19 protein-coding genes and 1 pseudogene are annotated in these 21,588 nt (G+C 59.7%); 13 read left to right on the forward strand and 7 right to left on the reverse strand.

Annotated elements, in window-relative coordinates:
• Nucleotides 1–7 precede the first annotated feature (7 nt).
• The 9 genes and pseudogenes from ACFOZ5_RS03390 to ACFOZ5_RS03430 all read left to right on the forward strand — a co-directional run.
• Nucleotides 8–76 (forward strand): annotated as a pseudogene (locus ACFOZ5_RS03390) (hypothetical protein); the annotation flags it as partial.
• Nucleotides 77–530: 454 nt separating this feature from the next.
• Nucleotides 531–827 carry a transposase gene (locus ACFOZ5_RS03395; RefSeq protein ID WP_379885453.1) on the forward strand — a complete coding sequence of 99 codons (297 nt, stop codon included), beginning with the start codon at nt 531–533 and terminating at the stop codon, nt 825–827.
• A 209-nt stretch (nt 828–1,036) separates the two neighbouring features.
• On the forward strand, nt 1,037–1,441 hold the full coding sequence (locus ACFOZ5_RS03400) for a YybH family protein (RefSeq protein ID WP_379885436.1): 405 nt from the start codon (nt 1,037–1,039) through the stop codon (nt 1,439–1,441).
• 205 nt (nt 1,442–1,646) lie between these two features.
• Nucleotides 1,647–2,090 carry a helix-turn-helix domain-containing protein gene (locus ACFOZ5_RS03405; RefSeq protein ID WP_379885454.1) on the forward strand — a complete coding sequence of 148 codons (444 nt, stop codon included), beginning with the start codon at nt 1,647–1,649 and terminating at the stop codon, nt 2,088–2,090.
• 27 nt (nt 2,091–2,117) lie between these two features.
• Nucleotides 2,118–2,507 (forward strand): VOC family protein, encoded by a 390-nt coding sequence (locus ACFOZ5_RS03410; RefSeq protein WP_379885437.1) that lies wholly within the window; start codon nt 2,118–2,120, stop codon nt 2,505–2,507.
• Nucleotides 2,508–2,539: 32 nt separating this feature from the next.
• Entirely contained in the window at nt 2,540–2,857 is a 318-nt protein-coding gene (locus ACFOZ5_RS03415) for an antibiotic biosynthesis monooxygenase family protein (protein ID WP_379885438.1), read from the forward strand.
• Between the two features lie 66 nt (nt 2,858–2,923).
• Nucleotides 2,924–3,364, forward strand: coding sequence for a YciI family protein (locus tag ACFOZ5_RS03420; protein WP_379885439.1), 441 nt, complete (start codon nt 2,924–2,926; stop codon nt 3,362–3,364).
• A gap of 416 nt (nt 3,365–3,780) precedes the next feature.
• Nucleotides 3,781–4,323 (forward strand): GNAT family N-acetyltransferase, encoded by a 543-nt coding sequence (locus tag ACFOZ5_RS03425; protein ID WP_379885440.1) that lies wholly within the window; start codon nt 3,781–3,783, stop codon nt 4,321–4,323.
• A 571-nt stretch (nt 4,324–4,894) separates the two neighbouring features.
• Nucleotides 4,895–5,995, forward strand: a complete 1,101-nt coding sequence (locus ACFOZ5_RS03430; protein ID WP_379885441.1) for a histone deacetylase family protein — start codon at nt 4,895–4,897, stop codon at nt 5,993–5,995.
• Nucleotides 5,996–6,081: 86 nt separating this feature from the next.
• On the opposite strand, the gene ACFOZ5_RS03435 is transcribed toward ACFOZ5_RS03430, so the two are convergent.
• Nucleotides 6,082–8,406, reverse strand: a complete 2,325-nt coding sequence (locus ACFOZ5_RS03435) for an esterase-like activity of phytase family protein (RefSeq protein WP_379885442.1) — start codon at nt 8,404–8,406, stop codon at nt 6,082–6,084.
• A gap of 404 nt (nt 8,407–8,810) precedes the next feature.
• Here ACFOZ5_RS03435 and ACFOZ5_RS03440 point away from each other — a divergent pair, with 404 nt between their 5' ends.
• Complete coding sequence (locus ACFOZ5_RS03440) at nt 8,811–10,244, forward strand: Coenzyme F420 hydrogenase/dehydrogenase, beta subunit C-terminal domain (RefSeq protein WP_379885443.1); 1,434 nt, start codon at nt 8,811–8,813, stop codon at nt 10,242–10,244.
• Nucleotides 10,245–10,436: 192 nt separating this feature from the next.
• Complete coding sequence (locus ACFOZ5_RS03445) at nt 10,437–11,327, forward strand: hypothetical protein (RefSeq protein ID WP_379885444.1); 891 nt, start codon at nt 10,437–10,439, stop codon at nt 11,325–11,327.
• Between the two features lie 44 nt (nt 11,328–11,371).
• Here the strand turns inward: ACFOZ5_RS03445 and ACFOZ5_RS03450 are convergent, their stop codons facing one another.
• The 6 genes from ACFOZ5_RS03450 to ACFOZ5_RS03475 all read right to left on the reverse strand — a co-directional run bounded on the left by ACFOZ5_RS03450 (nt 11,372) and on the right by ACFOZ5_RS03475 (nt 19,308).
• Nucleotides 11,372–12,229, reverse strand: coding sequence for a hypothetical protein (locus ACFOZ5_RS03450; protein ID WP_379885445.1), 858 nt, complete (start codon nt 12,227–12,229; stop codon nt 11,372–11,374).
• 113 nt (nt 12,230–12,342) lie between these two features.
• Nucleotides 12,343–13,326 (reverse strand): glycosyltransferase family 2 protein, encoded by a 984-nt coding sequence (locus ACFOZ5_RS03455; RefSeq protein ID WP_379885446.1) that lies wholly within the window; start codon nt 13,324–13,326, stop codon nt 12,343–12,345.
• Entirely contained in the window at nt 13,323–14,465 is a 1,143-nt protein-coding gene (locus tag ACFOZ5_RS03460) for a polysaccharide pyruvyl transferase family protein (RefSeq protein WP_379885447.1), read from the reverse strand. Before ACFOZ5_RS03460 ends, ACFOZ5_RS03455 begins: the two co-directional genes overlap by 4 nt.
• Before the next feature lie 23 nt (nt 14,466–14,488).
• Nucleotides 14,489–16,009, reverse strand: coding sequence for a lipopolysaccharide biosynthesis protein (locus ACFOZ5_RS03465; RefSeq protein ID WP_379885448.1), 1,521 nt, complete (start codon nt 16,007–16,009; stop codon nt 14,489–14,491).
• A gap of 390 nt (nt 16,010–16,399) precedes the next feature.
• Nucleotides 16,400–18,400: a Fe(3+)-hydroxamate ABC transporter permease FhuB gene (fhuB, locus tag ACFOZ5_RS03470; RefSeq protein WP_379885449.1), complete on the reverse strand. Its 2,001-nt coding sequence runs from the start codon at nt 18,398–18,400 to the stop codon at nt 16,400–16,402.
• The gene (locus tag ACFOZ5_RS03475; RefSeq protein ID WP_379885450.1) at nt 18,397–19,308 is read right to left on the reverse strand and encodes an iron-siderophore ABC transporter substrate-binding protein; all 912 of its coding nucleotides are present in this window, start codon (nt 19,306–19,308) and stop codon (nt 18,397–18,399) included. The genes fhuB and ACFOZ5_RS03475 overlap by 4 nt, the downstream gene beginning before the upstream one ends.
• Nucleotides 19,309–19,502: 194 nt before the next feature.
• Between ACFOZ5_RS03475 and ACFOZ5_RS03480 the strand changes: the two genes are divergently transcribed.
• Together ACFOZ5_RS03480 and ACFOZ5_RS03485 are read left to right on the forward strand one after the other, a co-directional pair.
• Entirely contained in the window at nt 19,503–21,164 is a 1,662-nt protein-coding gene (locus ACFOZ5_RS03480; RefSeq protein WP_379885451.1) for a multidrug ABC transporter permease/ATP-binding protein, read from the forward strand.
• A 65-nt stretch (nt 21,165–21,229) separates the two neighbouring features.
• Nucleotides 21,230–21,409 (forward strand): hypothetical protein, encoded by a 180-nt coding sequence (locus ACFOZ5_RS03485; protein WP_379885452.1) that lies wholly within the window; start codon nt 21,230–21,232, stop codon nt 21,407–21,409.
• Nucleotides 21,410–21,588: the final 179 nt, after the last annotated feature.

The raw sequence follows: 21,588 nt of genomic DNA on the forward strand, positions 1-21,588 counted from the left end.
CCGCGAGATGCAGTGGTGCTGCGAGACCAACATCATCTTCAAGGCCCTGTCCTGCGATACCGTTCCGCACTTCACCACGCTGGCAAAGTTCGTCAGCAGCCATGCTGACGAGATCGAAGAACTGTTCGAGCAGGTGCTGCTGGTCTGCCACGAGCAGGGTCTGCTGGGTAACGAGCTCTTCGCCATCGACGGCTGCAAGATGTCCTCCAACGCCGCCAAGGAATGGTCCGGTACCTTCAAGGAACTGGGCGAGAAGCGGGACAAGCTGCGACGATTGATCCGCCACCACTTGAAGGAACACTACGAAAAGGATGAGGCGGAGACCGAAGCCGAACTGGACCGGGACATCCGTCGGGCAAAGACCATCCTCTCACTGGATGAATCGCTGAAGAAAGTGGACCGCTTCCTAAAGACGAACCGCCCAAGGATGGGCCGGGGGAAGCGGAACAAGGAAGTGAAGAGCAACATCACCGATAACGAAAGCGCGAAGATCACAGGTGTTTTGCTCCTGCAAAACCTGCGTTCCCCCCATGCCCGTGGGTCAGGCAGCAGCAAGGGCACGATCCAGGGCTATAACGGTGTGGCCACGGTGGACAGGAAACACCAGGTCGTCATCGATGCCAAGGCCTGTAGACAGCCAGCAGGGCAAAGAGATCTACAGCCACCGCATGTCGGTGGTGGAACCGGTGTTCGGCAACATCGGCACCACCAGACGGCTGAGTCGCTTCAGCTTGCGGGGCAAGAAGAAAGTACAGGACCAGTGGCAGTTATACTGCCTGGTGCATAATATCGGGAAGTTGTCGAACTACGGGCAGTTGGCGGCATGATGTTGGGGAAAAGGGCCGATAAAGGGCCTTCCGAAAGCCTTTGATACCGGCCTTCGCAGCCTTCTGGAGCCGAAACGGCGTCCCATGCGCCGGAATTTGGGGAACCGTTCCGATGACAGGCAGTTCAAAAAATTCAGCAGGCAGGCGGTAGGAAGATCCCCCAAGCGGGTTTTTCTACAGCCTCGTTAAGTGGCAAAGGAGGAACTCGTATGAGTAGTGACGAAGACGAAATACGGGAGCTTGTTGCAAAGTGGATGAAAGCAACAAAAGAAGGGGATTCCGAAACAGTGCTCGGCCTGATGGCGGACGATGCTACTTTTATTGTTCCCGGTCAGCCTCCTTTCGGAAAAGAAGCCTTCGCGTCGGCTTCAAAATCCCAAGACGCGGCATCTATGGAAATAGATGGCGAGAGTGAAGTGCTGGAGATTACGGTTTCAGGTGAGTGGGCGTTTATGTTGAGTCACTTGACCGTCAAAGTAAAAGTCGAAGGTTCCCCTGAAATGGTTCGAGCAGGAAATACTCTCACCGTGCTTACAAAGAGGGATGGCCGCTGGCTTTTATTTCGGGACGCAAATCTACTGGTCCCGGAGCAACAATCTGGCAATGCAACTTAACGAGTCGCATCAGTACGTGGCCTGCGGTCGCCGGCTGTGCTCCACGTTGATAGGACTACCCACGTCAACAGGCTTGCACCAGTCCAGGCCCGCTTCTCAGAGCTCCATCCCCCGGCTGTTAAAGGGCGGGGGCGTCATAATGTCTGGACGGTACTCGCTGCGACCATAGAGGAGTAGAGGGTAAAGTACGATGATTACGCAAAGCATGTTGATTCGACTCCACCGAGCAAGGCAACGGCTTGCTGAGATCGAAGAACCATCTCCCCCGCTCTCTCTTATTGCCCAGGACGCCAGCCTCTCACTTGGCCACTTTATTCGGCGTTTCACGGCGGTTTTTGGGGAGACTCCGCATCAGTTCCGAACTCGTATCAGGCTGGAGAGGGCCAAAGAACTGCTTGCCCTTAGTGAGGACTCAGTTACGGACATTTGCATGTCGGTCGGATTTTCGAGTCTCGGTAGCTTCAGTTGGCTATTTTCGCGACATTTTGGTGAACCTCCTTCGGACTGTCGCCAACGGCTTTATCCGTCGATTGCACTCCCCGGGCATGGCCAATCGCACATTACCCCTGGATGTATGTCACTCATGGTGGGTGCGTGGGCCAGATCGCAATTTTCGAGAAGTACTTCCGTTAAGGACCAGTTAGGCTAATTGCTTTGACGATTTGAGGTATCAAAAATGCGGATCAAGCTGAATAGTGTTCTCGTCGATAATCAATCGAAGGCACTCACCTTTTACACGGAGGTCCTCGGCTTTGTCGTAAGCCAGGATGTGCCAGTTGGTGAGTTTCGTTGGCTAACAGTAAGGTCGCCTGAAGGTGGGGAAACGGAGTTGACGCTAGAACCTAATGCCAATCCGGCAGCGAAGAAATATCAGGAAGCGCTGTTCGGGCAAGGTATTCCGCTAACGGCCTTCGAGGTTGACGATGTCAAAGCGGAATTTCAAAGCCTGAGAGCCAAAGGCGTCGAGTTTACGACTGAGCCAATGCAGGCGGGGCCAGTATGGATTGCAGTTTTCTCCGATACCTGCGGGAACCTCATTCAGATCTATCAGCCTCCTGAAGCATAAAAGCTATTCCAGAATGTTACCCGGAGCACTCTATGTCAGAGATCGCCAACACCCCCAAGCCCTCCTACTATGCCGTCATTTTCAGCAGCCACCGCACAGACGGTGACAACGGCTATGCCGAAATGGCTGAGCGAATGGTTGAATTAGCAGCCCAGCAACCAGGTTTCCTCGGTATTGAATCCGCCCGGGAAAACCTGGGCATTACGGTGTCCTACTGGGAAAGCCTGGAGGCCATCCGCAACTGGAAGCAGAACGCGGAGCATCAGGAGGCCCAGCGGCTTGGCCATCAGCAATGGTATTCCAGTTTTCGGGTACGGATTGCGAAGGTGGAGCGGGAATACGGCATTTAAGCCATTTTACTGCATCGAAAATAACCGCACGATTGTCGAAAACCGCGGTGCCCAGGCGACTACCCGATGAGCCTGTCAAAGGTTTTTGATGAAACAACGATCGGGAGAAACGCCATGAAATACATGCTGTTGGCCTACGGAAACGAAGACAGATTCAACCAGATGAGCAAAGACGAGCTGGCCGAGGTTGGAGAGAAATGCGGGCGTTTCGACGCCGAGATGCAGGCGGCGGGCGAGGTTACATGGGCCGGGAGCCTGGACTGGAGCTCGAAGTCGATGCGTCTCAAGGATGGCAAACTGACGGTTACCGACGGGCCATTCGCGGAAACCAAGGAAGTCGTGGGCGGCGTGGTGATCATCGAAGCGCCGGACTTTGACGCAGCAGTGAAGCTCGCCTCCCTGCACCCGGCAGCGCGCATGGGCGAGGAACTGGGCTGGGGCATCGAGCTTCGCCCGATCAACTGCTGCCCCGCGATTCGCGAGCCGGAGGCCGCGCGCGGCGAGTAGGCGTGGCTGAGGCTGACCCGCGAGGTGAGATCAGCCCCCAGTTGAGGAACCACCCATCTGTTCCGAGTCCATCAGCATTGGAGAATCTGATCAACTATGCCGGCGTTGCGATCGCCTTCTGGCAGTATCAGATAGCGGTAGACCAGGCCAGCGCGGCTGTGCCGGGCGGCGCTGCGCAACCCTTCTTCAGCCCCTGACAGGCCTGGCCACCGGCCCATGTATCGCCAGGCCAGTCACCGGAAACAGCCCTGCGACGCGCAATCCTTGCGGGGCCCTGACGCACCATCCGTGAGTTACATCGGGGAGATGTGCTTGAATACCAAGCGAAACAGGCCATAGTAAAACAGATGCTATGAAGGCTTTTGTGACGGAAAGCAGGTAGTGTGGGTTAACTGTCGATCGGCCGGAGCCCTGGAATGGCCAGCAAGAAAACGTCTGCAAACAGGTATCGGGTCAGGGAGGCCGTTGAGGATGACCTGACCGTGCTGGTGGAATTTCTCGCCAAGCTGGCCCTTCACGTGGCGGGCGCGCCCCACCATCGCCTCACGAGTGACGAACGTGACCGTCTTCTTGCCGTATTACGGTCGTCCCTGACCGACGGCAATAAACAGATAATGGTGGCCGAGGTACCCCAGGTCGGGCTGGTGGGTATGGGGTATATCTACATTTCTCTCGACCAGGGTATCTGGGAACAGACCAGCCATGTGCAATACAGAACCGGGTTTATTGATGATGTCTGGGTGGAGCCGGAGTTCCGCAAGTTGGGGATTTTCCCGGACTTGCTGCGGGGGCTGGTAGCGTTCGCGGAGAGCCACGGCGCCAGTGAGCTGGTGCTTGAGTACTCGGCGACGAACAGGGAAGCGCGGGCGGCCTGGACCCGACTGGGCTTTAAAACCACAGGCGTGCGCGCGGCGGCATTCACCAGCACGGTGCAGAAAGCCCTGGCAGGCCGGCCCTGATGGCTAGTGTGCCTTAACACAAGTTCCTCGATTGTCAGCGCGCCTGTGTGAACGTTGGGCAAGGCGCACGAGCGCAGGACTGGTGGGCCAATTCAAGCGAGTGGAACGCAGTCCAACGTTCACACAGGCGCGCCCTGCGGGAGCCCGCCATGCCCCTCAGGCCGGTGTTGCGCCTCTTGAAAAGGGAACCACCCTTATCGGCGAGTCGCGCCTTGGCCTGCGGGGCATGGCGGGCTCTGACAGTCGAGGAACTTGTGTTAAGGCACACTAGTGTCCCGTCTGGTTAATTCGCTGACCTACTGAGCCACTGAGAGCCTTGAGAGCAAGGCGCGGTGGCGAAGGTTTGGTGGTTCCAAATCGAGGCAGCGCAACGCAGCTGTCAAGGCTCTCAGTGGCTCCCGAAGGGCGCGACGCTGAGCCTCCTGGCCGGTGTTGCCAGCCCTTGATGTGGAACCACCACACCTTCGGACTGGCGCCTTGGCCAGGAGACTCAGCGTCACGCAGTAGGTCAGCGAATTAACCAGACGGGACACTCGGGGTATCAAACGTTAAGGGCGAGAAGGAGGCTGGAGTGCTAGGCGATCGGACCGTGAATGTGTTTTTTGATGAGATGATGCCGGGCCACAACCCGGAGGTGGATCTGCCTTTTATGCCCAGCCGTGTAGAGAAGCGCGTCAGCGCGATCCTGCAGGGGCTGAACTTCAAGTGGAGTTACCCGGAGCACCCCGGCCGCCTGACCGCCATCATGAAGCACCTGGAGCAACACCCCGTGTCCGGGGTCCAGTTCAAGGCGGGGACCAGCGCGACCTATAACCAGCTCGCCCGGGTGCATACCACCTCCTACCTGGATCATGTGCTCTCGCTGTCAGGCAAGAGTGCCTGGCTGGATTCTGACACCACCGCCGTGTCCCCCGACAGTATCAACGCCGCCCTGGCCGCCGCTGGCAATGCCATTGCCGCCGTTGAGAGCGTGGTTAGCGGTGACTGCCAGAGTGCGTTTGCGCTGGTGCGCCCGCCCGGTCATCACGCAGAGCCGGTGCGGGCACGGGGCTTCTGCTTGCTGAATAACGTGGCCGTTGCCGCAGCCCATGCCCAGGCAAAGCTGGGCTGCGAACGGGTCCTGATCGTCGACTGGGATGCGCACCATGGCAATGGCACCCAGGATATTTTCTGGGCAGATCCGGATGTCCTGTTCTTTGACACCCATTGCGCCGCACCGTTTTACCCGGGTTCTGGTCACCTGGAAGATGTCGGTGCGGGATTCGGCGAGGGCTACACTATCAATGTGCCCCTGCCGGAGTCGGCCGGGGACATCGCGTTTGAAAAAGTGTACCGCGACATACTGGTGCCGGCCGCCGAGTACTTCAAGCCGGACCTGGTGCTGGTCTCCGCCGGGTTCGACCCCCACCACAATGACATGGCCCTGAACCTGACCTACGACGGTTTCAGGGTGATTACCCGCATCATCCAGGATATCGCCGATACACATTGCAATGGCCGGCTCGCGCTGGTGCTGGAAGGGGGGTACAACCTGACGTCTCTTGCCTGTGGCGTCCACGCGGTGCTGGAAACCCTTGCCGGGGAAGAGGTGCCGGAGCTGCGGGAAACCGGTGTGAAGGAGGCGGAAGAGGCTGCGGAATTCCACCGGTCCGCATTCAGCGATGATGACTGAGTCAGTTCGGCGTTCGATGTCGGGGGTGTAGGCCGACCGTTCGATAATCGGTCGGCCAGGATGGGGCAGGGCCCTTCCGACTTCGTTTATAAATCAGACGTGTTGCCGATGTGGAGCAACTGATTCTCTCCGCTGTTGTCATCAACGCCATCGTTGTCGTTGTTGACCCACACATCGCCGTTGGCGGTGACCGCCAGGCCTTCCACCTTTTCTGGCACCAGGCCTCCGGTGGCCGTCAGATCCGGGATCAGGTCCCGCTTCAGGGTCTTGCTGACGGTGCTGTCAGCGTCGGCGTCGGCCAGATCGATCTGATAAATCCGCTTGATGGCCGCGTCCGGTCCGAACTGGTTGTCCCGCTCCAGTACCAGGAAGCTGCCATCGCCCAGTGAGGTGAGATCAGACAGCCCGACCCAGCCGCCATTCCGGCTTTCCACGGTGTCCAGCGGGTAGAATACAAATGACCAGCTTTCGGCAGTCAGATCGTAGATGCCGATGCGCGGGTTGGCCTCGCTGTTCCAGGCGCGCTGGAAAGCCACATAGAGCTTGCCGTTGTACTCGGCCACACCCTCGAAGCCGAAGCGCAGCTGTACATTGTTGAGGCTGTCGGGCAGGGTCACAACGTCGGTGATCACTCCCTGGGCATCCGTTTTCACCACCATGTTCAGGGATTCCACCGGTCGATCGCCGTCACCCACGGTGCCACTGCCTTCCGAGGCTATCCAGAAACCGCCGCTGGTAGAAACCGCAATGCCTTCCGGGTCAAGGTTGACGGTATCGTCGTCATTGATCAGGGCGGCGAGGTCCGTGTCATCGAAGGCACTGTCATCAGCCGTGGGACCGGAAGTCGGCAGGGCTGCCAGCACGCCGTTGCTGTCAGTGATGCGGAGTTCCCGGTCAAGGCTCGCAGGCGTGGTACTGATATCCAGGCCGAAAATGCGGCTGGCCCGGAAGGCACTGTCCTCAATGCTCCAGAGCCGGTTGGCATCGGACAAATCCGCCGCAAGACCGGACAGCGCGGCAAACGGGATCGGGGTGCCGTCATTGCGGTCGGCGGATTCGATAGCCGGGTAGGTGCTTGCCTGTTCGGCGTAGGCATAAACATTCACTGCGCCCCGGAAGGTGCCGCGATCATCTTCCTCACTGGCCACCACCAGCAGGTTGCCGGAAGGGATTGCCTTGACACCCTCCGGTCCGGCCGCCGCCGGCAGCACCTGCAGGAACCGGGGCGACTGCGGGTCGCTCACATCATAGACGGCCACGAGGCTGGAGCGCTCGGAATTGACGAACAGTAGCGGCGCGTCACCGTACTGGCCAAACTCCGCGTTTTCCGGCTCATTACCTTTGTTTTCCGACCGGCCTTCCGGGTAGTGACCCAGGCGGGCGGTGAGGTGTTCCAGCTGGTTGCCGGAGGTGTAAACCACATCGCCGCCGGTGTTGAAGATGGTGAAACCGCGGCTGCCACCATTCATGTCGCCTTCGTCCGCGGTGACGAAATGGCTGTTGTCGATCCAGGTCACGCCATCCGGCTCGCGTACGACGTTGGCCAGGGAGTCGGTCTGGGAAATGATGTCTTCCTCGGCGGTGTCCACCTGAACCAGGCTGACATCACCCGCGCTGAAGTGATCGGTAACGGTCGCTGTGGCCAGGTCCACCAGAACCAGGTGGTTATTTTCCTGCAGGGTTACAACGGCGATGTTGTTGCTGTTGATGTCCACGTACTCGGGTTCAGGGTCCGTGGGTGCGACGCTCGCAAGTCCGGTCATGTCGACGTCCCGGGTGGGCCAGTTGGCCGGGTCTGCATCGCTGGTATCAACAACCACCAGATAGCCGGCCGGGGCCTGGGGAGTGAGATCTATCCGGCCATCATCGAGATCTTCATCGCGCTCGTTCTCTATGGCGATAGCGGCGAACGCCTCGTCCGGGCTGACAGCGACGGAATCGGGCTGGCCGCCAAGATCCAGTGTGGTCACAACGGAACGGCTGGCGATATCGACGACTGCCAGTTCCCCGGAGGGATTGGTGAAACTGGCCGACGTGTTAACCCCCACCAGTGCATACTGACCCCGAACCGCTACTGCGGTTGGCTCACCGCCCAGGCTCAGGGTGCCCAGTGGGGCAGGATTTTCCGGGCTGCTGATGTCCACGAATCCGACCACGCCGCGGGGGCTGTCGGTGTAGATCAGGGTCTGACCATCGTCCGAGACATCGACGATTTCCGCAGCGGTCTCGGTGTCGGTATCGCACTCTGCATCGATCTGCACGCATACGGGCAGTGTGGCAACGCGAACAAAGCTCGATGCCACTGTGTCATTGTTACCGGAGCCGGATGAATCGTCATTGTCGCTGTTACAGCCAACCAGGATCAGAGGCGCTGAGAGCAGCATGGCCTGCATCAGTTTGTTGAGTTTCACGTCGTACATCCTTTTGATTCGGTTGAAAGAAGGAAACATCATGATGCTGGCGTGATATGACATATGAGTGAACGTTGTGTCACTTGGCGATAGATCGGTTCCATCGCAGAATGGTTAACGGTGGCCTTCTGGTGTCGCCAGGAGGCGTCATCTCGATTCAGTACCTGTAGCCTCCGGCGGGCTTTGTGTGTGGCGCTGGTGCTCCTAAACTAGCGGTCTGAACCACGGGGGGATGGCGCAGGTTGATCGCTTGGTGTCACCCGTCCGGGCTTGAAGGCAGGGCCGTGACAAGACTTTGTGCTGTCGGGGCTGACCCCGGGATGGCCGCAAATGCCAGATCGCGCAGGGCTTCTGGACGTTCCCGGGCCAATTCGGATACCAATGCAAAGGAAGGCGAGATCTCAGTGAGCAACGCTAACGACTATCAGGCGCTTAACGACACCGTTATTTCCAATGGCTATTGTGTAGGTTGTGGTGCCTGCGCCGTGCCGGAGGAAAGCCCGTTCACCATGAACCTGAACGACTACGGGCAATATGAGGCGGTTCTGGCCAGCGACAGAGTCTTCGCCAGGGCGTCGGTTGATATTGAGAAGGTCTGCCCGTTTGGCTCGGGTGCCCCGTCCGAGGATCAGATCGGCAAGGACCTGTTTGATGAGAGCTGCGACTACGATTCCCAGGTTGGCTACTACCAGGGCACCTACGCTGGTTACGTGGCGGAAGGGGCGTTCCGGGACCGGGGCAGTTCAGGGGGCATGGGAACCTGGATCCTCAACGAATTGCTGGACCAGGGTTATGTCGATCATGTGATTAACGTGCGTCCCGGTGCCGAGGGCCGTGAAGACGGCAGCATGCTGTTTGCGTACACGGTCAGTCGTTCCACCGGCGAAACCCAGGCCGGTGGCAAGTCGCGGTATTATCCGGTCGAGTTGTCGGAAGTTCTGCGTGAGGTTCGTGAGACGCCCGGGCGGTACGCCATTGTGGGATTGCCGTGCTTTATCAAAAGCGTCCGGCTGCTCCAGCGTCAGGACCCGGTTCTTGCGGAACGGATCCGTTATTGCGCCGGGCTGGTGTGTGGTCACCTCAAGAGCACCCGCTACGCCGATAGCCTCGCCTGGCAGATGGGTATTGAGCCCTCCCGGCTCGAGACCATCGATTTCCGTGTCAAGAACCCTTCAGCACCGGCCAATCGCTACAGTACCTCTGCTGGCAGTGCGGATCGGCAGGAAGTCGTTCCGACCAACGAGCTGTTTGGCACCGACTGGGGTGCCGGCGCGTTCAAATACAAGGCGTGCGACTTCTGTGATGATGTCTTTGCGGAAACCGCTGACATTGTCGTGGGCGATGCCTGGCTGCCCGGGTACGTAGAGGACAGCAAGGGCACCAACATCATCGTCACGCGACACCCGGATATACAGGCACTTGTCGATAACGCGCGCCAGGAACAGCGGCTGGAACTGGATGACATATCCGTCGCACAGGCGATTCAGTCTCAGGATGCAGGCCTTCGCCATCGCAGGATCTCTATCGCCTACAGGCTGTACCGGGAGCAACGTGAAGGGCGATGGGTGCCGCCCAAGCGAATATCGCCCTCAAAACACCTGAAACCCCGTTATGAACAGAAACGACAAAGGCTGAGGGTGAGGCTCAGGGATCTGTCCCATCATGCATTCATCGGCGCCTTGAAAGACAGGGACCTTGATACCTACCTGAAAGCCATGCGTCCGGTGTACCGTGAGTACAAGAAGCACAGCCATTCCTGGATGACGCGGTACCTGTGGCGTATCAAGGGCGCCGTCAAACGGTGTCTGCGGCTGGTTCCCGGTTTTCAGCGCCTCTGACGCACCAATCCTGCTCCCCTTTTTGTGTCTGTGCCACGAAAAGCGCTGTTTTGGCGCATGGTCCGGAGTTCCCCACCGGGCTGGCTCCCAGGCCCGGAGTTTGCATCCTTTCCAACTGACTGGCCCCGGGCCAGGGAGTGGGATCACAGACGTACCCATGCCGAATGAGATTGTCTTGTTTCAGGAGCTGGCATGGCCAAACGGAATCTTATCTACAGGGCCTGTTATCGGACCTACCGGTACCTCAGGGTCCGGTATCGCGTGCTGAAGCTGGGACTGGCCCGGTTCAGGCCCTTCCATGGCAATGAAGCCCATAACCTTGTGGTCAGCCTGACCTCTTTTCCCGCCCGGATTGACGATGTATGGATTACCATCGAGTCGATCTTCCAGCAGACCTACACGCCCTCGAAAGTCGTGCTTGTGCTGGCGGAACCGGAGTTCCCCGGGCGCAGGCTGCCCCGCTCTGTTGAGCGCCAGATCGAGCGGGGGCTCGAAGTCCTGTGGGTGCAGGACAATACCCGCAGTTACAAGAAGCTGCTCCCCGTCCGCGAAAACTACCCGCACAGCACTATCGTGACCTTTGACGATGACATTATCTATGAGCCCTGGCGGCTGGAGAGGCTGGTCGGGAAGTCGGCCCAGTATCCCGGTACGGTTATCGGATTCCGGGGGCGGGAGGTATCACTGTCAGGTAACACAGCATTCAGACCCTATATGGAGTGGGAGCTGGCCACTGAGCGCTCACCCCCCGACCGGACGCTGCTCACCGGTGTTGGCGGAATTCTGTATCCACCCGGGGTGATGGACCACGGCATGCTGATGGATATTGATGCCGCGACTACACTCGCGCCCACCGCAGACGACATCTGGTTCTGGGCGGTTGCCCTGCAATCGGGTGTGCCGGTGCGCTGCCTGGGTTATGAGGATCACGTCACCATCCGCCTGAACGATATGGATAACTCCCTGCAGAAGCTCAATTGCGAGGAGGGGCGCAATGACAGGCAACTGGAAGCCGTGGTGAACACCTACAACCTGTGGAGCAAGATGCGCGCTGGTGGCGCAGGTCAGGACGTTTCCGGATAAGCGCAGGCAGAAAGGTCCATCCGGGACACTAGACCACCAGCTGCTCAGGCCGTCTGGCCCGGGGCAATCCGGCGGTCCGCCAGTTTCCTGAAGTACTGCTCCACCTGCTGATAAGCCCGGTCGTTGCCGCACACGGGTACGCCCATGTATCCGGCCGTCCACTCCCATAACCGCATGGTGATTTTCCGCAGCAGGGCCGCCTGCCCGGGGTGGTTATGATTGACCAGACCGTCACCGTGCTCAATGAAGTTGAGCTCCCGCATCACCTCGGGTACGACCCGGACACGGACATCGTTACGCAGCAACAGTTTGGAATACCACAAGTCATCGGCGGTCGGGGCCACTTCGAGAAAGGCATTATCAAGGATGTCCTGTTCCCGGAACAGGGCGCGGGACAGCACGGCGCCACCGCCGAAGGTGATGATATAGCCCTCCGAGATCATCGATGAATCGGCCAGAATGTCCCAGTTCATATAGGACATGGTCCGGCCAAACGCATTGTAGCGTTTCTGCCTCACCCGCCCGGCGACGGCCATATTGCTGCCGGGTTCGTAGGCCTGGAGCAGGGTGGCCAGCCAGTGTTTGCCGTAGGCGATGTCATCGTCGGCCGTGATCAACAGGTCGTCCGGGCCAGCCTCCCGCAACGCGGGGATCAGCTTGCGGTAAGGGCCGGTGTTGGCGACCCAGCATAGCCTGATCCGTCGTTGCCATTCGGCGGGCAGGTCGTTGAAGTAATGCCCCAGCTGTTCCTTGTCCCGGATGCCACCATCGCGCAGGTAGGGTTCGGTTGACACCCAGAGGCGGATTTCATCGGGCTGTCTCGATTGCAGGCACAGTGACATCAGGGTGATCTTGCACAGGGGCAGCCGTTGGCAGGTGGTTGTCAGGTTGACCGTTATCATATGATGGTCCTTTTTATACGATCGTTCCCGGGCCCGGCCTTGCAGCGGGTCTTCGCGGGATGGTCCTTGTTCCGGGGCGGCCACACTCTCTGTTCTACCGGTTGGCGCGGTAACTAGACGGCCTCTCCCAGAATTCTCCTTGATAGCGCCCTGGCGACCCTTCCCAGCGACATCGTTCCTCGGGGAGGCGTGGTGATGAGCCCCCCAAGGCCGGCCGGATAGCAACGGAGGATCAGCTCCACCGCTTCCGTAATCTCAGGTCCGTAAGACGACATCGACCGGGTATCTGCCAGTTGATAGGGCGGCCAGGACAGCTGCTGGCGGTACATATTGGTAATCTCCGCCAGAACCTCATCGCCACAGTGGCGAAACAGGCTGACGGCAATGGCGTAGGCTCTCAGTGTCTGCAGGCAGGCTTTTTCCACACTGCCTGAAGAACTGACACTGCTCTCCCGGAACACATACTCATATAGCATGTCTTTCATCAGGTGCACCGTACCGGCGTCCTTGAAGCACCCGATATTCAGGATCAGATCCTCGTTGATATTCTGCCGCCAGGGAAAATGCAGTTCCGCGTAGGGCATGATCACCTCACGCCGGAACAGCTTGTTCCACAGCATGCCGGTACCAAAGCGGAACTGGCAGAAGCGTTGAAGAATGTCGCTGGTGACGGTGGCATTATGGCGGAACCTGAGTTTCGGGCTGATGACCTTACGGTCGCCCGTCACCCGGTAGGCACCACAGACCACAATGTCCGCCTGCTGCTGCTCGCCGGCAGCCTGCATTTTCTCGAACATCCCGGGGCGGGCAATATCGTCGGCATCCAGAAAGCCGATCCAGGGTGCCGTGGCGGCTCGCAGGCCGTTCAGGCGAGTCTCGTGAACCCCCTGATTCCGGTCATTGTGGATGGCCATGATCTGTGGGTGTTTCCCGGCCAGCCGGTCAATCAGATCGCCGGTGCCGTCACTGGAGGCGTCGTTGACCAGAACGATTTCAAGGGGTTTCAGGGTCTGGTCCAGAAGGCTGTTCACCGACCGTTCGAGGGTCTGCTCCCCGTTGAACACCGGCACGATAATGGAAGCGGCGACTTGGGTCACGGCGTTGTCTCCTTCAGGTTATCACTGAGGAACTGTCGGCCAAGGGCCTGTTGCGATTGCCGGATGCGATTGACGGTCTCCCAGTCAATGTCGGCTTTCAGCAGTGCCGGTGTTATTTCGTCGGCGTGTTCCACCAGACGATCCTGCAGCCCGAATCGTGAGAGTAGCGAATGAAAACGGGACAGCCCCCGGGTGCGGTTGCCTACGGAGATGAACGGCTTGTTGAACAGAATGGCGAACACCGTGCCGTGGAACGAATCAGTGACAACGAAGCTCGCGTCCCGAAACCCCTGCAACCAGGCCCCGACCCCCGGGTAGCGGCACTCGTCAAAATTGGACCTGCGCACTTCCATGAGCGATTTCCGGGGTTTGATGGTGAAGCTGTTCGTGCCGAGACCGTCCACCACGCTGTGCACGATCTGTTGTTTCGATGGCTGGGTATCCAGCACGTAGGTCAGAATCCTGCCTTCGTTATCAGGCCCGGGCTTGCTGTCGATCACGGCCTCGTAATCCTCACGGTCGAGCAGGAAGGTCGGGTCGGGGATGCACTGTGCGGAGCAGCCCAGGTGCTGCTGGCAAAGGTCTACGCCGGGTTGTTCGCGCACAGATACTGCATCAAACCGCTCCAGCAGGCCACGGCAACGGGCTGTTGCTTCCGGGGTAAACTCCCATTCGTCAACGCCGAACGAGGCCGCATAGCTCAGCCGTCGGGCAGGGCGGTCAATATCGTCGAGAAAATCCAGGAAATAGTTCGCCAGGCTGGGGGAATACCGGGGCCGCCACACCTGGTCGCTGCCCACCACAAACGCATCGAAGGGTCGCTGTCGATAGTAGTCCCGCAGTGCCTGTTCCGACGTGATCCTCGGGGACAGGCTCAGGTTACGGTCCCGGAATGCCTCCAGCTCCTGATACATCATGGCCTGTTTGCTTCTGGTTGGAACGGTGCCGATCCGACCCAGCAGGAATTTGGCGGTGTTGATGCAATAGTCCCTGGCGGCCTGCAGGGGCTTTCCGGGTGCCCGCCGGTCCAGGGTTTCCACATGGTGGCCCTGATCCTTCAGGTATTTCTGCAGGGCAAACGCCTGGAGGAGGCCTCCATAGTTATGCCCAAGCGGTTGTGTGAGGATGGCGATTCTCATGTTCACCTCCCTGTGCACGACATTCATGTTGATTTACCGGCTCCGGATTTTCGCATCCATATCGTCTGGACATAGCCGAGAAGTTCGGCAATATCCATCCGGGTTCGTCTGACAGATAACGACAGGACCATGTAGAGAGCAGCACCCACTGCACCGAACAGAAGCAATGCGATGAGGGGATTCTGCGGCTCGTACATCATGCGTAATGCATAAAGCATCAGGCCCGTGGCAAAACCGATAAGGAGGCCGGGAACCAGCGCCCGCATGTGGTCAAAGATAGTAATCGGAAGAAATCGGGTAGAGTAAAGCAGGAACAGGGGCATGCGGATGAAGACGCCAGAGATGGCGTGTGCCACCACAATGCCGATGACGCCCCAGATGGATCCTATGCCAACGGCAGCCAGCATGATGAAGAAGGTGACGGTCTTCCATTTCAGCAGCGCCCTGGATTCACCAATGGCGACCAGCGAAATGGCTGTGAAGGTAGTGATCGGTGTGACCACCGAGAAGGTGGCGAGTAACTGGAAGATGATCACGGCTTCCTCCCAGCCCTTTCCCAGCAATACAGTCACCAGAAGGTCCGCGGTAACCACCATGTAAAGCGACACAAAGGTGGTGGTCAGCACAATCTTGCTTGCCAGTGAAATGATGGCGGTGCGCAGGCGCGGGGCATCGTTTGCGACCCTCGCCAGGGCTGACTGAAAGACATTGAACACGGGCGGCAGTAGCTGACTGGATGGAATGGACGTCAGCTTGAAGGTGCGTTCGTAAAGGCCCAGGGGCTGGGCGCCTCCCACCAGACCGATGGTGAAAGGGGTGACATTGACGGCAAAATAGCCCATGAAGTTGGCACCGGTCAGATTCATGCCAAAGCCCAGCAGGGAGCGGACGCCAGAGCCGCGGTTGATGCGACCAGGCACCCAGCGGGCTGCCAGCCATCGCAAACTGCTCATCATGGTAATGGAGGCGATCTGCTGGCCTACGAGCGACCAGTAACCGAACCCGTACCACGCCATGGCAATGGCAACACAGATGCTGGTCAGGTTGGACACGACCTCAATGACGGCAATGGCCCTGAAATTCATCTGCCGCTTGAGGATGGCCTCGTGTTGTACAGACAGGCCGCCAATCAGAAAGAACAGGCTCAGGGCACACATGATTTCTATCAGGCGGTCCTCGCCATACACCCAGGCCACCAGCGGTGATGCGGCAATGTAGATCAGGCCTAGCAGAAGGCCCAGGCCCACGTTCGTCCAGAACAGGTTGGAAACCTGCTCGTGGGTGATGTGCTGGCGTTGGATCGTGGCCATGGACAGGCCACCTTCCATGAATGCGAGGGCAAGGCCGGTAAAAATGGTAACCATGGCCACCAGGCCAAAATCCTCGGGCTGCAGCAGCCGGGCCAGAACGGTGATAGAAATCACCTGAAAGAGAAGCTTCAGCCCCTGTGCTGACACAGTGAACCCGACACTGCGCACAGAATGGTCCTTGAGGTTCCCTTCAAGATGCTGGTTCGAGAAAGTACGATCGGCTCTGGTCGACAAGGTAAGTCCGTTTTAACTGTCTCTGAGTATGAGTAGGCAGGCGGATTCCGCGCCTGCAACTTCAAGAATACGCCGTCATTGCTTCACGGCGGTTAAACACCAGAACAAGAGTATCGTCTGGGCAGGTCGTTCGCCCACTTAACAGATGGCAATATAACCGCGCTTGTCACCCTGGCGACGGTGAAGGCTGGTCGGTGGCCGCTCTGTCAGCGTGACATGCATCCGGGGTGCCAACCCGGGGGCATTTCGAAAGAGGAAAGCCAGAAAAATACAGCATGTCCTTGCGGATAGGTTACCCCTGGCCGAGGCGGCATAGTGCCGAAAGCCCCTGGGGTGGTCAACGTGCCGGGAAAAGAGACGGGTTCCCGGCGGCAGGGCCTGCAAGGGCGTTCAGTGCCTGCGCAGGCTCCACATGAAATAGGCGCCACCGAGCAATGCGGAAACAAGGCCGGCCGGAATTTCCTGGGGAAACAGGATCTGCCTGCCAACCCAATCCGCCGCAACCAACAGCGTGGCCCCGATCAGCGCTGCGCCCATCAGGTGCGGGAGGGCTCGTGACAGGCCCAGCATCCGGGCCAGGTGGGGGGCCAGCAGACCGGCGAAACTCAGGGGGCCCACAATAAGGGTGGCAAAGGCGGTGAGCAGGGCGACCAGTGCCAGAAGCAGTAACCGTGCCCTGTTAACCCCCACACCCAGGGCCCGGGCGGTATCCTGGCCCAGTGGCAGCATGTCCAGCCAGCGTGCCACCAGCGGCGTCAGGGTGAGCATGGCAGCGGCAAACGCCATGGTGATCATTCCCGTAAAGGCGTCCACGTAGTAGGTTGAGCCGGACATCCAGGCAATCATCTGCTGCACCCTCGGGTCACCGTTGGCCAGGATAATGTTCCGCAATGGGTCGAACAGTGCCGTGATGGCGATGCCGGTCAGTAACAGTCGCTCCGGCTGGAAGCCGCTGCGGCGATTCAGCAGGACCAGCACCATCAGCGTCGCGAAGGCGCTCGCGGAGCCTGCCAGCACAAGCACAGGCAACGAGACGCCAGCGATCAGGGTAATCGTTATGATCAGACCGATGGCGGTGCCGGCGCTGATGCCCAGTACTTCAGGGCTGGCCATGGGGTTGCCGGTTATCCGCTGGATAGCGGTACCCGCGAGGGCCAGCAGGATACCGGCTCCCAGGGCGGCGATTACCCGGGGCAGTCGCCATTGCAGGATGGCCGGCCAGTGTTCCGGCCCATCCACTACCCAGCCCCCGGGGGACTGGCTGACAAACAGGGCCATGGCCAGGGCAGCAAGCATCAGCAGCAGCAACCGGCCAAGCAATATCGGGTTTCGGACTGGCTTGCTGTGGCGGGCGGCCACCGATGGTGTTGCCGGCCCGCCCTTCAACGCCAGGCGGGGGATCAGCCACAGCAGCAAGGGGGCGCCCAGAAGTCCGGTCATGGCGCCGGTGGGAATCATTGTGGGCAGCTGCCCGGACAACTGCAGCAACACCAGATCAGTGGTCAGCAGTAACAAGGCGCCGAGCAGGGGTGCCCAGACCAGCCTTTGGGGCAGGCTGCGGGCACCCATTAATCTGGCGATAGCCGGCGCCGCCAGCCCTACAAACCCGACAATGCCGACCTGGCTGACCGCCGAGGCTGTTATAAAAACGGCCAGTCCCAACCCCAGAAGTCTTAGCTGCCGGACCGAGGCCCCCAGGCTGCGGGCATTGGCTTCGTCCAGTTCCAGCAGGCGTAAAGGCCTGGCCATCAGCCCCGCCAGGACAGCGGTAATCATCAGCCCTGGTAGCAGTTGTCGCACCCCATCCCAGTTATTCTGGGCAAGGGAACCGGCGGCCCACACCAGCAGCCCCGGGAACTCCTCCTGGTTGAACAGGATCAGGACCGTGCTCAGTGCACCCAGGTAGAGATTCACGACCAGCCCGGCCAGTACGACGGCCACCGGCGCCAGCCGACGGCGCCATGACAGGGCGACCACCAGCAGTAGCGAGGCGGTCCCGCCCGCCAGTGCGGGCCATTCACCACCGAAAGCCAGCAGGCCCGGGGCATGGAGTGTGGCCATCAGTAGCCCGAGTTGCGCGCCGCTGGCGACCCCCAGGGTGGAGGGGGAGGCGATGGGGTTACGAAGTACCTGTTGCATCAATACCCCGGCCAGCCCGAGCGCCGCGCCTACCATCACCGCCAGGGTGATGCGGGGCAGCATGCTGTACCAGACAACAGCCATGGCCATTTCAGCCTGCGGTGGCAGTGACCCTGACCAGAACCCTTGAACGAATGACACGGAGGTCGGCGCCAGGGTCTGTTGCAACAGCAAATAACCCAGCCAGCCACAGGCCAGAGCCAGGGGGCCGCAGATCACAGCGGGGGAGACGGGAAGGGCAAGCCTGCTCATGGGGCAGTCGCCTTACGGCCAGACCGGAATTCCCCCAGCGCGGCACCGAGCCCTTCGGCAAAGCGGGTTGCCGATGGCAGGCCGCCGAAGCTCCACACGGCCGGCAGGTGGAAAACGCGATTGGCGCGTACCGCGGGGAGTCTCTGCCAGAGCCGGTTGTTGGCGAGTTGCCCGGCAACGCCCATGGGCATCGGGTCCACCACAATCAGATACTCGCCGGTGGTCAGGTCCTCGATGCCCACCGTAGCGTAGCCCCAGGAATTGGTGCCGCCCCGCCAGGCGTTCTCCAGCCCGAGCCGGTCCATCACCATATCGTAGAGGCTGCCATTGCCGTAGACCCGCACATGCCGGTTGTCGATAAACTGGATGGCCAGCATCGGCGGCATGGCTAATGGCAGGCGGTTGCGCACCTGCTCAATTTGCCGGCGGTGGTGGTCGATGACCTGTTCAGCCCGGGCCGGGACTCCGGCTATCCCGGCAAGCTGGCGGGTGGTTGCCACCAGGTTCTGCCACAGATCACTGTCTGGCCCGTAGATGGGCAGGGTAGTGACAGGGGCGATTTGTGACAGGGTGGGCCCGAGGGCACTGAACTGAGGTGTCAGCAGGAACAGGTCAAGATCCAGTGAGGCCGCAAGCTCTCTGTTGGGTTGGGCGCGCAGGCCCAGGTCGACGACGGTTTCCGGTAACGCCGGCTTCCCCACCCACGTGTGGTATTCCGTTGTCTGGGCAACAGCCACAGGCACCACGTCCAGTGACAACAGGGTTTCGGTGAGCGTCCAGTCCACGGTGGCAATGCGGGGCTGACTCTCCGACGGTGTGGCGGGTGCACCGGCAAACGCATTGATACTCAGGCTGGCGACTGTCAGGCAACCGGCTATCAGCACGGCAACAACCGGCGGCATGGTCATCGGGAATCGGGAGGCTGAGGGCAACATCGGGCGAAGAACGGACCTCGGGAACTGCGCCGCACCGGTGCTTCAGGCAGGTGGAAGGCCTGAAAAAGATGCAGCTCCGTTTGCATGCAGGGTGGTAGTACGCGAAAATAGATTGATTCGCATTATACATTAGCTTTCTGTATCGAGCCACTACCTCTGGAGCCCCGATGGAACTTCTGGCCATCGTCTATCGCCAATACCGAACCTCTTTTTCGATCATTCTGCTCCTGAGTATGGCCAGCGCCGTGGTCGGTATTGGTGTGATTGCCTTCATCAATCAGCAACTGATCGAAACGTCGGCAGCGCCCTGGCAGGTGCTGCCGCAATTCCTGGGGCTGGTGCTTCTGCTGCTGGTTGTGACCCTGGGGGCGCAGCTGGCGTTGACCACCCTCGGCCATCATTTTGTCTACGACCTCCGCGCCCGGCTGATCAAACGGATTCTGGATACCGACACCGAGACCCTGGAGCGCATTGGCAGCGCCGGTGTACTGGCGAGCCTCTCCGCCGATGTCCGCAACGTCACCATTGCCTTTGTTCGCCTCCCCGAGCTGGTGCAGGGCGTGGTCATAACCATCGGGGCGACACTCTATCTGGCCTGGCTGTCGCCGGGCATGCTGGCGGTAACGGCCCTGTGGGTGGTATTTACCATGGTGGTGGGCTGGCTCCTGGTGCAGAAGGTGTATCGTCACCTGGCAAGGGTTCGGGAGACCGAGGATGCCCTGTACCGGGACTACGAAGCGTTCATTGATGGTCATAAGGAACTGGCCCTGAACCGCAGTCGCGCCCGGGCCCTTTTTGAGGGTGATTACGACAGCCATTCCCGCACCTACCGCGGCCACATTATCCGCTCTGACACCTTTCACCTGTCGGCGGTCAACTGGTCCAATATCATGATGCTGGGGGCCATCGGTGTCGCCTTTTTCCTGGCGAATGGCCTTGGCTGGGCGAACACCAACGTGGCAGCCACCTATTCACTGACACTGCTGTTCCTGCGTACGCCGCTTATCCAGGCGGTGGGCGCCCTGCCAACGCTGCTTAATGCCCAGGTGGCTTTCCGAAAACTGGAATCCCTGAACCTGGCGGAATACCAGCCCGGATTTGGGGAAGGGCCTCCATCCCCGGACTGGCAAACCATTGAACTGCGGAACGTGACCTACCAATACCCCGACGCCGACGGCAGGGGTTTCGCCGTGGGGCCCGTCGACCTGACGTTGCGGCGTGGCGAACTGGTGTTCCTGATCGGCGGTAATGGCAGTGGCAAGTCAACCCTGGCGAGGCTGCTGACCGGGCTCTATCGTCCGCGCCAGGGTGAGGTTCTGGTGGACGGTAAGCCGCTGCAGACCGAGGACGACTGGCAGCAATTCCGGCAGCGATTTTCCACCGTGTTTACCGACTTTCACCTGTTTGACCGGCTGCTCGGGCCGAATGGCAGCGAACCCGAGCCGGAACTGGTGGACACCTGGCTACGGCGACTGCAGATGAAAGGCAAGCTGCTGTTTGACGGCAGCCGGGTGACCAACCCGAAACTGTCCCAGGGGCAGCGCAAGCGCCTGGCCATGCTGCTGGCAGTCGCCGAGCAGAGGGGCTTCCTGTTACTCGACGAATGGGCCGCGGACCAGGACCCACAGTTCCGGCGCACTTTCTACCAGGAGTTGCTGGGCAACCTTCACGACATCGGGGTCACGGTGTTTGCCATCAGTCACGATGACCATTACTTCGAAAGGGCGGATCGGTTGCTGGAAATGAAACATGGCCACCTGAGGGAACTGAAGGGTGAGCAGCGTGATCTGGCATCCCGGGATGCAGTGGCGCGTCTGAATGAGGTCTAGCAGGCGCTTGCCTGCGGGCGGGCACCTGAGTAGGCTGAGGGAAAAGCACCGGTACGGGTTACCCAATGACAACACTGTTCATTATTCTGGTTGTGCTGTTCGCGGCCCTGTTTATTATTGTCCCTTTCCTGGAGAAGCATGCCTCCAAGGGAGATGCGATTGACGATCGCAAGATTTCACGCTGGATTATTCCCCTGATGGCGCTGGTGCTGGTGCTGGCTATTGCCCGGCATTACCTGGGGTGACCCGCTGCCCCCTGTCTGCATAAAACCACCGCGCAACAAAAAAGGCAGCCCGAAGGCTGCCTTTTTAGCGTGCTGTGTCCCGTCCTGAAATACGTTGTCATCTGGAGAATGAGCAGATGGGCAACGATACTCCCACCCGGAAGAAGCGCACGCAGCGTGATTACAACCTGGGCTTTAAA

It is taken from the genome of Marinobacter lacisalsi (assembly GCF_042651045.1).
GTDB lineage: Bacteria > Pseudomonadota > Gammaproteobacteria > Pseudomonadales > Oleiphilaceae > Marinobacter > Marinobacter lacisalsi.

Bases quoted from the DNA above. Each gene is read 5' to 3' on its own strand.
- ACFOZ5_RS03475 (WP_379885450.1), bottom strand. From the start codon at position 19,308: ATGACCATGCCGCCGGTTGTTGCCGTGCTGATAGCCGGTTGCCTGACA.
- ACFOZ5_RS03415 (WP_379885438.1), top strand. From the start codon at position 2,540: ATGTCAGAGATCGCCAACACCCCCAAGCCCTCCTACTATGCCGTCATT.
- ACFOZ5_RS03400 (WP_379885436.1), top strand. From the start codon at position 1,037: ATGAGTAGTGACGAAGACGAAATACGGGAGCTTGTTGCAAAGTGGATG.
- ACFOZ5_RS03450 (WP_379885445.1), bottom strand. From the start codon at position 12,229: ATGATAACGGTCAACCTGACAACCACCTGCCAACGGCTGCCCCTGTGC.
- ACFOZ5_RS03410 (WP_379885437.1), top strand. From the start codon at position 2,118: ATGCGGATCAAGCTGAATAGTGTTCTCGTCGATAATCAATCGAAGGCA.
- ACFOZ5_RS03405 (WP_379885454.1), top strand. From the start codon at position 1,647: ATGTTGATTCGACTCCACCGAGCAAGGCAACGGCTTGCTGAGATCGAA.
- ACFOZ5_RS03420 (WP_379885439.1), top strand. From the start codon at position 2,924: ATGAGCCTGTCAAAGGTTTTTGATGAAACAACGATCGGGAGAAACGCC.
- ACFOZ5_RS03480 (WP_379885451.1), top strand. From the start codon at position 19,503: ATGGAACTTCTGGCCATCGTCTATCGCCAATACCGAACCTCTTTTTCG.
- ACFOZ5_RS03395 (WP_379885453.1), top strand. From the start codon at position 531: ATGCCCGTGGGTCAGGCAGCAGCAAGGGCACGATCCAGGGCTATAACG.
- fhuB (WP_379885449.1), bottom strand. From the start codon at position 18,400: ATGAGCAGGCTTGCCCTTCCCGTCTCCCCCGCTGTGATCTGCGGCCCC.
- ACFOZ5_RS03445 (WP_379885444.1), top strand. From the start codon at position 10,437: ATGGCCAAACGGAATCTTATCTACAGGGCCTGTTATCGGACCTACCGG.
- ACFOZ5_RS03460 (WP_379885447.1), bottom strand. From the start codon at position 14,465: ATGAGAATCGCCATCCTCACACAACCGCTTGGGCATAACTATGGAGGC.
- ACFOZ5_RS03485 (WP_379885452.1), top strand. From the start codon at position 21,230: ATGACAACACTGTTCATTATTCTGGTTGTGCTGTTCGCGGCCCTGTTT.
- ACFOZ5_RS03425 (WP_379885440.1), top strand. From the start codon at position 3,781: ATGGCCAGCAAGAAAACGTCTGCAAACAGGTATCGGGTCAGGGAGGCC.